Source organism: Flavobacterium araucananum (assembly GCF_002222055.1).
Lineage (GTDB): Bacteria > Bacteroidota > Bacteroidia > Flavobacteriales > Flavobacteriaceae > Flavobacterium > Flavobacterium araucananum.
Window position 1 is genome coordinate 318779 of sequence record NZ_MUGS01000002.1, and the last position, 13908, is coordinate 332686.

Annotated in this window: 13 protein-coding genes; 2 read left to right on the forward strand and 11 right to left on the reverse strand. The window is 32.2% G+C overall.

Annotated elements, in window-relative coordinates:
- Positions 1-43: 43 nt before the first annotated feature.
- Positions 44-826: a DNA/RNA non-specific endonuclease gene (locus tag B0A64_RS01710; RefSeq protein WP_089477807.1), complete on the forward strand. Its 783-nt coding sequence runs from the start codon at positions 44-46 to the stop codon at positions 824-826.
- A 19-nt stretch (positions 827-845) separates the two neighbouring features.
- On the opposite strand, the gene B0A64_RS01715 is transcribed toward B0A64_RS01710, so the two are convergent.
- Positions 846-2486 (reverse strand): MFS transporter, encoded by a 1641-nt coding sequence (locus tag B0A64_RS01715; RefSeq protein ID WP_262495522.1) that lies wholly within the window; start codon positions 2484-2486, stop codon positions 846-848.
- Between B0A64_RS01715 and B0A64_RS01720 the strand changes: the two genes are divergently transcribed.
- Positions 2466-3305 carry an AraC family transcriptional regulator gene (locus tag B0A64_RS01720; protein ID WP_208863506.1) on the forward strand — a complete coding sequence of 280 codons (840 nt, stop codon included), beginning with the start codon at positions 2466-2468 and terminating at the stop codon, positions 3303-3305. The genes B0A64_RS01715 and B0A64_RS01720 overlap by 21 nt on opposite strands.
- 188 nt (positions 3306-3493) lie before the next feature.
- Here the strand turns inward: B0A64_RS01720 and rpe are convergent, their stop codons facing one another.
- The 10 genes from rpe to B0A64_RS25040 all read right to left on the reverse strand — a co-directional run bounded on the left by rpe (position 3494) and on the right by B0A64_RS25040 (position 13874).
- On the reverse strand, positions 3494-4156 hold the full coding sequence (rpe, locus tag B0A64_RS01725; protein ID WP_089477808.1) for a ribulose-phosphate 3-epimerase: 663 nt from the start codon (positions 4154-4156) through the stop codon (positions 3494-3496).
- A gap of 351 nt (positions 4157-4507) precedes the next feature.
- Positions 4508-5371 (reverse strand): sigma-70 family RNA polymerase sigma factor, encoded by an 864-nt coding sequence (locus tag B0A64_RS01730; RefSeq protein ID WP_007804760.1) that lies wholly within the window; start codon positions 5369-5371, stop codon positions 4508-4510.
- A gap of 129 nt (positions 5372-5500) precedes the next feature.
- A complete protein-coding gene (locus tag B0A64_RS01735; protein WP_089477809.1) occupies positions 5501-7228 on the reverse strand; it encodes a hypothetical protein in 1728 nt (575 codons plus the stop codon).
- The gene (locus B0A64_RS01740; protein WP_089477810.1) at positions 7216-8442 is read right to left on the reverse strand and encodes a DUF4249 domain-containing protein; all 1227 of its coding nucleotides are present in this window, start codon (positions 8440-8442) and stop codon (positions 7216-7218) included. The genes B0A64_RS01735 and B0A64_RS01740 overlap by 13 nt, the downstream gene beginning before the upstream one ends.
- Positions 8443-8447: 5 nt before the next feature.
- Positions 8448-11186, reverse strand: a complete 2739-nt coding sequence (locus B0A64_RS01745) for a TonB-dependent receptor (RefSeq protein WP_089477811.1) — start codon at positions 11184-11186, stop codon at positions 8448-8450.
- A 20-nt stretch (positions 11187-11206) separates the two neighbouring features.
- Positions 11207-11926 (reverse strand): hypothetical protein, encoded by a 720-nt coding sequence (locus B0A64_RS01750; protein WP_089477812.1) that lies wholly within the window; start codon positions 11924-11926, stop codon positions 11207-11209.
- A gap of 209 nt (positions 11927-12135) precedes the next feature.
- Positions 12136-12384, reverse strand: coding sequence for a hypothetical protein (locus B0A64_RS01755; protein ID WP_089477813.1), 249 nt, complete (start codon positions 12382-12384; stop codon positions 12136-12138).
- A 206-nt stretch (positions 12385-12590) separates the two neighbouring features.
- Positions 12591-13337 (reverse strand): LytR/AlgR family response regulator transcription factor, encoded by a 747-nt coding sequence (locus B0A64_RS01760; RefSeq protein ID WP_089477814.1) that lies wholly within the window; start codon positions 13335-13337, stop codon positions 12591-12593.
- A 201-nt stretch (positions 13338-13538) separates the two neighbouring features.
- Complete coding sequence (locus tag B0A64_RS25035) at positions 13539-13679, reverse strand: hypothetical protein (protein ID WP_165769736.1); 141 nt, start codon at positions 13677-13679, stop codon at positions 13539-13541.
- Between the two features lie 45 nt (positions 13680-13724).
- Entirely contained in the window at positions 13725-13874 is a 150-nt protein-coding gene (locus tag B0A64_RS25040; protein ID WP_165769737.1) for a hypothetical protein, read from the reverse strand.
- Between the last annotated feature and the right edge of the window lie 34 nt (positions 13875-13908).

Consider the following 13908-nt stretch of genomic DNA (forward strand, 5'->3'; position numbering starts at 1 on the left):
AAAGTTTGAATATATTCTATATGAGTAAAATATAAGTAACAGGATGAAAAAATATATTGTTTTGGGTTTAATAGGTTTTGTTCTCCTGGCGTGCAAAAAAGAAAGCAATCCTAAAAATGAAGTGGTTCAAAGTCAGGAACCAACCTTTGTCTCCAATCAAAATAGTACAGGTTCTTTGTATACAGTTGCTTATTTGCCAACTTCTACAACAAAACAAATTGTAAAACATACTTATTATACCTTGTCGTATAATGAGCAATACGAACAGGCAGAGTGGGTTGCTTATGAATTAAAAAAAGAATATCTCAAAAACGCCAACTATAAACGCCCTTATTTTATTGAAGATCCAAGCGTAACAACTGGTTCTGCAGACTGGAGAAATTATAAAAAATCAGGTTATGATAAAGGGCATCTTTGTCCTGCCGCAGATATGGAATTTGATCAGCGTGCGTATAATGATACTTTTTATACCTCGAATATTTCGCCTCAGGATCATGATTTTAATAGCGGAGTCTGGAATAGATTAGAGCAAAAAACACGTTATTGGGCAAGTAAGTATAATGATATTTATGTCGTGACAGGTGGAATTCTGGATGATTCGGATAAAAAAATAGGAACAGAAAAAGTTTCCGTTCCTAAATATTTCTATAAAATAATTTTGGCTAAAATCGGTACTGGGCATAACGCTATTGCTTTTCTGGTTCCTAATAAAGACAGTGATAAGTCATTGTATGATTTTGTAGTTTCAATTGAAAGTCTGGAAAAAATGACCGGAATTGATTTCTTTCCTAATTTAAAAAATTTACAAAGCAGTAAAGATTTTTAGAAAAGCAATAATGCCAATTTTATAAACGCTTTTGAGTTTTTCCGGCATTGAATACAATAAAACTCATAAACGCCAAAAACCAGACGCCAATTCCTCCGTATAAAAGTATCATTTCGAAACCATGGGCAAGCGAAGCATGCAAAATTGATTGTGATGAATCTAATAAAGTTAATTGTGGAAAATCTTGATGAAGAGATGAAAAGTTTCCTGCCGCTACTTTTTCTGAAATAGAGTGCAATACTTTTTTATCAACAGATCCGGAAAAAGCAGTATGGAGATACGAGAAAATACCTTCTGTCAGAATAAATCCCATCAAGGCAATATTTATTGATAAAGTAATTAATCTGGCGCTCATGTCTATTCCTGAAGCCATACCGGAACGGTTTGACGAAACTGATCCCGTTGTTGTGTTGGTTACAGGTGTGTTGGTTAACCCTAAACCAATTCCTGCCAGTAAAGATCCCGGAAGCATGGTGAGCCAACTCGCATTCTCTTCAATACTGCCATATCTCATCGCAATAAAACCAAGTCCTATTATAAATAATCCTAACGGGATTACAACTCCTGAACGATATCGCACAGATAGGTATTCGGCAAAAGGAGGGATAATTAAAGTAGGCAATGTATAAGCAAGTAAAGAAAGACCAACAGTTACCACATCATATCCCAGACAGCTCTGAAAATAAATGGGCAAATAGATGATAAAGGGCCAAAAGCTAAAATTCATGCCAATAGATCCGAAAATAGCACCTGAAAAATTACGGATTTTGAATACCGAAAAATCAAACATCGGATAAGGATTTGTTCGTTCTATCCATACAAATAAAATGAAACTTATTATTGCAATGCTTATGATAGCCAAAGCTTTAAGGCTTGTAAAACCAAGATCTGGTCCTTGCGTAATAAAATAGGTTAACCCAAATACAGCTGCAGATAAGGTAATCATACCCCAAATATCGACGTTTTTTGCATCAGAATCTTTAGATTCATCTACGTAACCGTAAACAAGAATTACTGCTAGAATTGTGATGGGTACGTGTATTAAAAATACCCATTGCCAAGATAAAATAGCTATAATCGATCCGCCAATTATAGGACCAAATCCTAATCCTGTACCAAGAATAATTCCCCAGATGGCAAAGGCTTTGCTTCGTTCATTTCCTTCCTGAAACTGATGCGAAAGTGTCGCAATCTGACAAATTAGCATTGCTCCGCCGCTTATTCCCTGAAAAAATCGACTGATGATTAGTAAAGTTACATTTTGTGCCAAACCACAGATTAAAGAAGAGATACCAAATAAAATTAAAGTAATAATCAAAATACGTTTTCGGCCGTATCGATCTGCCAGAGTTCCCGCAGCCATTAGCACAGTGGTACAACCTATTGTATAAATATTCATAATCCATTGCATATCTTTTAGATTCGCATGTAGTACTTTTTCAAGTGTTGGCAGGATTACAGGGACACTGGAGATCTCAAGTGAGAACATTAATGTAGCAAGGCAAATTGCAATTAGAACAATTGTGTTTTTGCTGGTATAAAATTTTTGTTTCATTTTTTTATTCGGTTTTAAGCAAAAATAAACTGAATAATCTTTATTTTTCAGTACAATAAAAGTATAAAGAAGTACTTTTGTAATATGAAAAAAGAGAATATGCACCAATCGATTGAGGTGATTTATAAAAAAGTCGACGATTGTTCGCTCGTAAATTCGCAACTTAGTTTTTTTCAGATGGTGTATGTTATTTCAGGTAGCGGATTTCTTAGGATCAATGGTAATGCGATAACGTATTCAACAGGTAATTTGATGTTACTTACGCCAAATGACTTTCATACATTTGATATTACAACTCCAACAGAGTTTTTATTGGTAAAGCTTAATAGTGAGTATATAAAAGCGTATAAATCAAAAAGTATTGATCATATAGAATGTTTGTTGCATTATGCATCGCATTTGTCAGGTTGTATCTTAAAACGAAAAGAGGATGAATTTTTGGTAAAATCAATATCAGAATCATTGATTTATGCTATCGATAATAAAGATATTTATGACGAAGATTTAATTACACATTATGTAAACGCTCTTATAGTAATTGCTGCGAGAAATATTGCGAAAATAAAGCCAACGGGAGTAAAAGAAAGTGCTGATAAAAGGATTTTGGAAATTATTAATTATATTCAGGCTAATATTTACGATCCTCAAAAAATTAAAATCTCGGTGATTGCAGATAGATTTGATATATCGAATACTTATCTGGGAAGTTATTTTAAAAATCATTGTGGTGAAACAATTCAGTCATTTGTTTCAAATTATAAAATTCGATTGATAGAACACCGACTTCGTTTTAGTGACAGGAGAATAAATGAAATTGTCGATGAATTTGGTTTTTCTGACGAAAGCCATCTGAATAAATTTTTTAAGAAACACAAGGATATTAGCCTGACAGGATATAGAAAAGCTAAAGTTTTGCCTAATTGATAAATTCATAAAAGACAAAAATTGAAAAAGTTTATGCCACTGATTAAAAAGATTATAAAGGATTTCTTCTGCGTCGCCCGTTTGGTGTAACTTTGATTTGCAAATTAAGGGAGGTTTAATTTTAAAATTAATTCAATAAAAAAGCCAAAGAGAGATCTTCGGCTTTTGTTTTCTATTTTGTTTAAAGCTTAAAAAGTAGTCAAAGCTTTTAATTCAGTAATTGTTTGAGTTGGATTTTCGGCTTTAAATACAAAGCTTCCTGCAACTAAAACATCAGCTCCGGCTTCTACCAATTGTTTCGCGTTTTTGCTTGTTACACCGCCGTCAATCTCAATTAATGTTGAAGCATTTTTGCGGGTAATTAAAGCTTTTAGTTTTTCGACTTTGGCATAAGTGTTTTCGATGAACGATTGACCTCCAAAGCCCGGATTGACACTCATGATACAAACTAAGTCAATGTCGTTGATAACATCTTCCAGTAAGTCAATATTAGTATGTGGATTGATTGCTACTCCTGCTTTCATTCCTTCGGCCTTAATAGCCTGCAGTGTTCTGTGCAAATGCGTACAAGCTTCATAATGTACGGTTAAGTTATTTGCGCCTAAATCTGCAAAAGTTTTAATATAGCGATCCGGGTCAACAATCATTAAATGCACATCGATTGTTTTTTTGGCATGTCTTGAAATTGCTTCTAAAACGGGCATTCCAAAAGAGATATTAGGTACAAAAAGTCCATCCATAATATCAATATGAAACCAATCAGCCTGACTGTCGTTAATCATCTCGATATCACGTTGTAAATTGGCAAAATCAGCTGCAAGAACAGAAGGTGCAATAAGTGTATTCTTCATTGTGTAGTTGTGTGTTGTTGTTTTTTTTGCAAAAGTAAGATTTTAGTTTCGTTTACAATGAAATTAAATTTCATTTTTGAACCATTTAGATATTAAGTTAATTAAGCTTTATGTCTTTTACTAACTTATTTTTTTAGTTGATTAAGGGTTTTACTTTATGAAACTTAATTTCTTAATGGTTTAAAACAAAAATAAAAAACTCCGGTAATCAGCCGGAGTTTCAATCATCAATCAAAAAACGAACAGTCAATCAAACTGTTGTTTGCTATAATAACTAATATACGTAATTTCACAACAAATTCCAAATCCCAATATTTGGAATTTGGAATTTATATATTAGTTTTTGGGTGATTACCCAAGGTAAGTTTTAAGAATTTTACTTCTTGAAGTATGTTTTAATCTACGGATTGCTTTTTCTTTAATCTGACGAACACGCTCACGAGTCAGGTCAAAAGTTTCTCCAATTTCTTCTAAAGTCATTGGGTGCTGATCGCCAAGACCAAAATACAAACGAACAACATCAGCTTCTCTTGGAGTTAATGTTTCTAGCGAACGCTCAATTTCAGTACGCAATGATTCGTGAATTAACTCTCTGTCCGGGTTTGGAGATTCTCCAGAACGTAAAACGTCATAAAGGTTAGAATCTTCTCCTTCAACAAGTGGAGCATCCATAGATAAGTGACGACCAGAGTTTTTCATAGACTCTTTTACGTCATTTACAGTCATATCAAGTTCTTTTGCAATTTCTTCAGCAGAAGGTGGACGCTCATTAGATTGCTCTAATAAAGCATACATTTTGTTGATTTTATTGATAGAACCAATTTTGTTTAATGGTAAACGAACAATACGGGATTGTTCTGCCAAAGCCTGAAGGATCGATTGACGAATCCACCATACAGCATAAGAGATGAATTTGAAACCACGAGTTTCATCAAAACGTTGAGCCGCTTTAATTAAACCTAAGTTTCCTTCATTAATTAAATCCGGAAGAGTTAATCCTTGATTTTGATATTGTTTAGCAACCGATACAACGAAACGTAGGTTGGCTTTTGTTAATTTTTCTAAAGCTCTTTGATCACCAGCCTTTATTCTTTGTGCTAATTCTACCTCTTCATCAGCGGTAATTAGGTCAACTTTTCCAATTTCTTGTAGGTATTTGTCTAACGATGCAGTTTCACGATTTGTTACCTGCTTGGTGATTTTAAGTTGTCTCATGTTTTTTGTCTCCTCAATTTTTAAGTGTACAAGTAGTTATACGTAATGCAATACAAAAAGGTTACATTTTAGTAAAAAAAATTTTTTTTTAGTGCAAAATAAATCTGTTGTCTCACTTTTATTAGAGTCTTAATTAGCGGTAGAATCTTTGATTTCTATTATTTCCTTAATAAAAACTGGTTTTCCGGTCGCTGAAAATCCTTCCAGTATTATTTCGAATTTACCCGAAACATCTGATGCATAAAATGATATTTTCGAATCTTTATTACTTAAGTCAACTTTTGGCAGCCATAATAACTGATGTCTGTAATCCGGAATTCTTGCGTTTTGATGGTTCGCATAATCAGGTTGAAAATATTCTTTTTTGGACTGAGGTCTTAATAATTCCGGTCTTGTTATAAAAGACCCTTTAAGTTTAGTTTCGAAATCTCCTTTTTTGGTAGTAAAGGCAACCAAACCATTAAAAGATTTTGATCCATAATAATAGATTCCTTTTACCACATTGACTTTATCAATGTTTTTGGAGTTATAAGCAAATAATTCAGTAAGATCCTCTATTATTAAACCGTCGACAACTATTAAGGCTGGTAATTCAGATTCGTAGTTAGGGTCGTAATCGTAAACATGAATAGAATAATTATTCTTGGTTTTTGTAAAATACGTACCCGCAATAACTTCTGTTATGGTTTCTTCGATAGTATGAAATCTTGTAAAGGCGTCTAGTTTATATTCTTTTGATAAATTATTGTAGAAAGGAATAGTATCATTAGAAGATAACGTGCTGTCTTTTTTGATGTTGTAATAAGCATTTTCGATCTGGCTCGAAATTAGCCTTTCTGAAATGTTTTGCCTGAATTCTGAGTTGAATTGAAAAGTTGGAAATGTCAGATTAGAGAAATCGATACCCTTTGGTTTATCAATTTCAATCGTGTAATCTTGTTTGTTATCCTCAATAATCTGAACAATTATATTCGAACCCGGATTAGATTTTTCCAAATTAAAAATAAACCGACCTTCAGCATCTGTTTTAGCCAACTTTAAAATATAATTTTTGCCTACTATAGAGAGGGCAATTTTTTTATTTTTAGTTTCTGCATTAGTAGATGATATCTTTCCGGAGATTATTTCACCACGTAATTCAGGTAATATAAAATCGGTGTTTTTTATTTCGTTCTCAGAACTATTATTAAAATTGAGGGTTTCAAATTTTACTTTATTTTGAGATAAAAAGCCATCTGCTTTTTTTACAGAAAGCACATAATTGCCCTTGCTAAATTCATCAGAATTGGTATTGACTTTCAATTCTATCAAATCTCTATTGGTATATGATTTGCTTTTTAAATCAAAAGAGATATTCTCATTCGACACAATTTCCAACAAATTAGATTCTTTTTGTAAAACAGTATTTGTTGGTTTTTCTTTATAAGGATTTACGATATAAAGGTAAATAGTAGCGTATTCCGCAGCTTTTTTATTCAGCATCCAGTTCGTATACCCTATTATTTTATAACTTCCGGTTTCTAAGGTTGTTGGTATAAAAAAATCACTATTTGCAATACCGTTTTCAAGGAATAATTTATGCGTAAAAACGATCTTTTTATTACTGTCGATAAGTTGCAAATAGGCAATTTTACTATAATTTGATGCTGTGTTTGTTACTTTATTGGTGCAAAAAATCTTGTAGAATAAAGTTTCCCCGGTTAGATACGAATTAGAATTTGTACTGATATAAAGTGATTCATTTAGCTTTTTATCTATTTCATTCAGTTCTGTTATAGCATTGTTTTTTTGAGCAAATGAAATCTGCTGAAAACTAAGGGCTAAAGCTATGATTGTTATATATTTTAATCTATCCAAAATGATGGTTTTATGTTTGATGAAAATGAAGTGCAATCTCCGCATTCTATAGGATACAATATGTAAGCGCCACTTTCGTCAGGAAAATAAGTTTTAGTTCCTGAACTAAGTAAATCTAAAATTAGATTGCCCTGACAAGCAGGTGATTGACCAAAGCAATAGGTGTATAAATAATTATCGGCTTCTGACTCCGGAATCGGAGCCGGACAATTATACTGATATTCCGGAATTGATTGTCCGGGAAGAATCTCTGTGAAATTAAAAAACAATCTTTTTTCTGAGTACGAAGACACTTCAAAAAAGCCAATTACTTTTTCTCCCGGATTGTCAACAGCTTGTATGTTTCCATAAAAAAAACCAGGCTGGGTTTGTGACAGAATACTACCGGTATTAGAGATCTCTTTTAAGGTTTCAGAAAAAGTATGAGCAGCAAGACTCTGAACGTATTGTTTTACCAATATGCTGTATCGGTTTCTTATAATAGGATCGTTGCTGCTAATGAATCTCACAGGAAAATCAGTCACTTTGTCTTCACTTAGCTGGTTGGTATTGGTTAAAATCAGATCGTTTGATTTTTGATTTAAGTAACAAATTCTGGCTTCTGTTGTTCTGTCTTCCAAAACAACTCGTCCTTTAGGATTGGATCCGGGAGCAAAAAGAACAGGAACTGCTTTTTGATAATACCATTTAGGAGCAACTACTTTATATGTTTCTTCATATTCGTATCTGTAATATTTAGAGTTATTGGTAGGATCTGTACTGTTTACAGTAATCTCTACACCAAGAACACCATTTTTTGTAACCGCTTTGGACTCTAATTTATCAATTTGAGTTTGTTGGGGTAATTTTTCTGTAGTCGAAATATAGGATCGTCCATCTTTTGTACGAACATGCAATTGATATGATCTGTCCGGACTGGCCTGAAATTGTGTTAAAGAAACATATAATGCTCCGTTTTCCTGAAAATCATATTTATTACCACTATCATCTGTTACATAAACGACTGCTTTGCTTTCAAAAGTTGGTGTTTTTTCTTCGAGTTTATACGTTCTGGATAGTTTTATTTCCTGGTTTTTATATTGATTCGTGATCGTGGCTTCTATTACAATAGCATCTTCAAACCCATTGGTCTGATAGGTATATGGTGTGGTACAGCCAAATACTGAGGCAAGAATTATTGTTACAAGAAATCTATATAAGAAGATTTTTTTCATAACGTTTAAAATTTAAAATTATAAGTAATGGTTGGTATTGGAACAGAAAAAATAGAGGTCTGATACGCTTTTACCTGTCCTTCTTTTGTTACAAAAAAGATGGAATATGGATTATTTCGCCCTAATACATTGTATATAGAGATGTTCCAGAAACTATGTGCCAGTTTTTTTATTTTATGATTTCCTTCGATGTTTAATCCAATATCTAATCTGTAATAATCCGGTATTCTGTATTTATTTCGATCACTATAAAAGGTGTATTCGGCTCCATTATAATTGTATTTTCCAATAGGGTAGGTTATTGGTCTTCCTGTTTGATAGACAAAATTTGATGAAAAACTATAACGATGTGTGAATTTATAGTTCATCACGATACTTACATCATGAGGTTTATCAAAATTGGTTGGGAAGTAAGCACCGTTATTTACTTTCTCATCATTAAACTGACTGTCCAGTTTTATAAAGGTTCTTGAATACGTATATCCTATCCATCCATTTAGTCTTCCTACCGATTTTTTTAGTAAAAATTCAATACCATAAGCTTTTCCGTCACCTTGCAATAATTCTGTTTCCAGATCTTTGTTTAAAAGTAAGTTCGCTCCAACTTTGTAATCAAGTATGTTTTTGGATGTTTTATAATAGCCCTCAAGACTTAACTCGATATCATTATAGTCCAGTTTTTTAAAGATTCCAAGAGAGTATTGTAAGCCGCTTTCCGGTTTTACATTCAAATCAGATAATTTCCAGGTATCTGTAGGCGATTGAGTAGTATTGTTGGTTAAGAGGTGAATGTATTGGTAGTTTTTATCAAAACCAGCTTTTACAAATAAACTTTCATCAAAAATATAACGTAAAGCAACTCGCGGCTCAAAACCTCCATTAGTATTAATTACTTCATTATTGCCATATTTTTTTTCCTCCGTAACAGTCGATGGCGTCATAGGCACACCATCTTTATAGACTTTTTGGGTTGATTCTCCTAAAGCCGCATAAAAAGAATATCGGGCTCCAATATCCAGTAAAAGCTTTTCGGTTATTTTAAATTTGTCTGAGAAAAACACAGCAGATTCTAATCCTTTTTCATTATCAATTTTTATTGGCGTAACCAATGATGATTCTCCCTTTGCATTTAATTCTCCGGGAGACACTTTGTGTAATTTACTTGTTATACCGTAGGTAAATTTGTGCTTGCTATTTAATTCACTACTGAATTTTAGACTTGCCTGAGTTTCATTTATTTTATACTTAAAAGTAAATGATTCCGGATTTACGGATTCGTAATCGATACTAAATTTATATTCACTGTTCGAAACATTCAATTCACTACTGTTCTTTTCGTTAAAAGCGTGTTTCCATTTTAGCGAAATAAGGCTGTTGCTGTATTGGTATAAAGAATCCGGAGTTATACTGTATTTATCTTTACTATAGTATCCCGTACCTTCTACAGAGTTGTTTTTGTTTATCTTATGGCTGTATTTTGCAAATAAATCATAGAAAGAAGCTTGACTATTTTTTAAGTTTTCTTCGTCTAATGATTTTAAAATCCAGTCAGAATAGGTTGCTCTCCCGCCTACTAACAAACTGGCTTTTCCTTTTACGACTGGAATCGAAGCCGTAAGATTGCTCGTAACAGGACCAATTCCTCCTTCGCCGGAAAATTTTTCTGTGTTTCCGTTTTTCGAGGTAATATCAAAAACAGATGATAACCTGCCACCAAATTCAGAGGGTATTCCACCTTTATAAATATCGACTTTGTTTATCGTATACGGATTAAGAGACGAGAAAAACCCAAAAAGGTGAGCAGGGTTATAGATCGTACCGTTGTCTAATAACATTAAATTTTGATCTTCTTTTCCGCCTCTTACATTAAATCCGGAAGAGCCTTCACCGGCAGTTTTTATTCCCGGCAGGGTTAAGGCAATTTTCAAAACATCTCTTTCTCCAAGAACCAGCGGAACCGTTTTTACGCCTTCGGCTTCGATTGTTGTAACTCCCGTTATGGCGGTTCTGATGTTTTGACTGTTTTTTCCTTTTACCAAAACTTCTTTCAGCTGATTGATCTTTTCTATTATAGAAAAATCTAAAGTTCCGTTGCTGTAAATCATTATTTTTCGGGATGTATTGTTGTACAATACAGATTCTATTTCGATTGTAGCAAGTCCTACAGGAAGTTTCAGGCTGTAAAATCCTTCGCTATTGGTCGTCGTTTTGATTGTCGTGTTCTTTACCCTGACCGTAATATCGCCCAGATGTTTTTCATCTTTCAAATCAGTTATATGACCGGACAGCGTATAGAAATCAACTTCATTATCAGGTGTTTCTTTTCCTATTAATGCTATTGGAGCCGTTTCTGTTTTATTTTTTCGAACAGAATCATACTGCTGAAAAAAGATGGGAATATTAGTATTCTTAGACTTGTCATTTTCAAACGTATCATTGATGATACTATTATTTGTTAAAATGATTTTGTTTTTAGTAATAAAGAAATTAAGATTCGTATCCTCAAAAACTTTGCTTAATACTTCCTGAATCGTTTTATTGGTATAATCGCCAGACAGGAGAACATTCTTGTCCAGCCAGTCATCCTGAAAATAAAACCGATAGTTAGTAGCCGCTTCTATTTTTTTTATAACTTCAACTCTGTTGATGTTACTATAACTAAGAGTAAGCTTGTTTTTTTGATCTTGTGAATAGGTAAGTTGATGAAAACCGAAAAATAATAAAAAGATGATAAATAGTCTCATTTTGATGATTTCTACAGATTTTAATTGTTAATGTGTTTTAAAAGATTTTGCATAAATAAGGGAGTATCATCCTTTTTTAAGCTTCTATAGGTAGCATAAAAATCATTTATTTTTTTCTTGCTGTCCGGAAACAGTATTATGATTTCTTTTTTATCGTTTACGAGATAAAATTTATTTTCTTTTAATACTATGAATTCGTATTTTGGTATAAATTCGATCAAATCAATTTCGTCTTTATTGATTTTTTTCTTCTCTTTATAGTATTTTATAAAGAGCGTTATGTTGTTTCCTGTCAGGATTTCTTTGTAATATCCTTTTCTAAAAGTAGTTGTGTTTAGTGTTTTCAGGTTAACAAATTTGTCATTCCCTATTTTAAAATAACTAATGTTGTCTTTAATGACATTAATTTTGGTTGTATTTGATTCTCCGTAAGGCTTTAAAACCAGCTCGTCGTTATAAGTATCATAATTCAGTAATAAGTCAAAATAATCCTGGTTATTATAGTGGATATTGCCTTTTATGAAGTCTTCAGAAATGTAGTAGCGATTTTTATTGTTGGCTAGCTTATCAAAATTTAAATGGGCAGGTCCGTTCTCAAAGTCTAAGGATTCTACACCAATGTTTTTGTCAAACCAATTGTACAGTGAGGTTTCATGGCTTGTTTGAGAATAAGAACTGTAAATGTTTAAGAATATTCCAAATAGAATAAGGCAAAGAGACTTTGTTTGATTTTTTTTCAAAGGATTAGTGGTTTGGTTTTTAGTTTTTAGCTTTCCAAAAATATCAAAAAAATGTTAATAAGCACAGAAATATTGTTAAAACATATTGCTTTTTTTATTTTTTTAAAGGAAGAACCACTAAAATTCCTAATTGCTCAAAATAAAACACACACTCAGACTTAAAAAAATAATTTGAAGTGCTTTATTGAAAAAAAGGGCAAACTTTTTTATTATGATAAGTCATCATAGACATCGAGCATATTATCGAATATCTTTTTTAATGATTTTATGTACAAAGGAAATGCAATAACCAGCAATATATATTCCTTTCTTAAAACAGTTACATCGTCAAGAATTTCATATAAACTAGGAATAATTAATGTTAATGAAACTGCAATACCAACCCAGGGATTATTCTTTATTTTTTTTAGAATGTATAAAATTTTCATATCTGGCTGTCTGTTTAATGCGATTCTCATTCTTAGCTATTGATTTTGGGGTTTCTTAGCGTAAAAGTAATTTTGATTTTTACGTTTGAAATTAAAAATGTCATGAAAGCCATTTTTTTTGTCATAAGATTTTAAAAATCAAATAACTCACCTGATTTACAATAGTTCTATAAACGAAAAAATCCTCTCGCGAGGAGAGGATTTTATAAAGTTGATCTTATGGTAGTTTGATTTTATTAAGACAAAATATTCATCTTTTTCAGGAAATCCTTATAAGTATCGCTAAGGTTTATTTTGTGATCTCCTTTGAGGATGATAAGGTTATCTGCCAGGATAATTTCTTCGATTTTATCAGTATTGACAATAGTATTTCGATGTGTTTTTACGAATTTATTTTTATCCAGCAAGTTGCTGATTTTGGTCAGGGAAATTTGAATAACAAATTTTTCTTTTTCGGTAATGATATTACAGTAACGTTCTTCGACTTCAATATAAAGAATGTCGTTTATGGATACCTTTTTTAGCGAATTTTTCTTTTTTATAAACAGGTAATCATTGCTAATTACGGTGTCTTGTTCTTCGCTCATAAAAACATTCGTTTGGGCATAAAATTTTTCAACTGCCATTTCGATAGCATACAGAATTTCAAGCTCATTAAAAGGCTTCATTAAAAAGCTAAAAGGTTTCGTAAGTTTAGCTCTTTCAAAAATTTGACGATCGTGTGAACTAGTCAGAAATACAAATGGTTTTGAGGAGTTTGGAATAACATTAATAGATTCAGCAAAGGTTATCCCGTCCGGTTTTCCGTCTAAAAAAACATCAATAATAATAATGTCTACTGTGTTTTCGTAAAATAGTTTTAGCGCATCAGTAAAATTTGCTGCAACTCCTACAGTATTATAATTGTTTTCAAGTAGAACTTTGACAAGTGCATCACTTTGCTCTTTAGTATCTTCTATGATTAAAACATTAATATTATCCATTTGTTCTTGTTTTTGGGGAGCAAGTAATTAGGTGGTATTTTTTAATGAAGTAAAGTAAAGAATTATTATAGAAATAAGAATTGTTAAAAAAGTATTTTTTAAGGTGATTTATTTAAAATAAAGATTGGAATTTTAAATAATACTACTTGTGAATAAAAAAGAATGTAAGCCTTTAAATTTAACGTAGCACATGATTTCTGATTAATCAGATATACTTGTCTTTGTGCCTCTTGAAGTTTTTGGGTCATCTCCTCCTGCAATAGTTTGTAATTGTTTTCTGGAAAGAGGAGTAAAGTTTTTTAGGTCGGATGTTTTTGCGGTTTGTGTTGCTTTGTTTTTCATGGTATTTTTTAGTTTAGTATTTTATTAATGGTTAAATTATTTAGATTAGTCTTGTATACTTGTCTTAGTACCTCTGGATATTTTTGGGTCGTCTCCTCCTGCAATAGTTTGTAATTGTTTTCTGGAAAGAGGAGTGAAGTTTTTTAGGTTAGACGTCTTTGCTGTGTCTGCGATTTGTGTTACTTTGTTTTTCATAGTTCTCTATTTTTGTTGATTATAGAATAAAAAT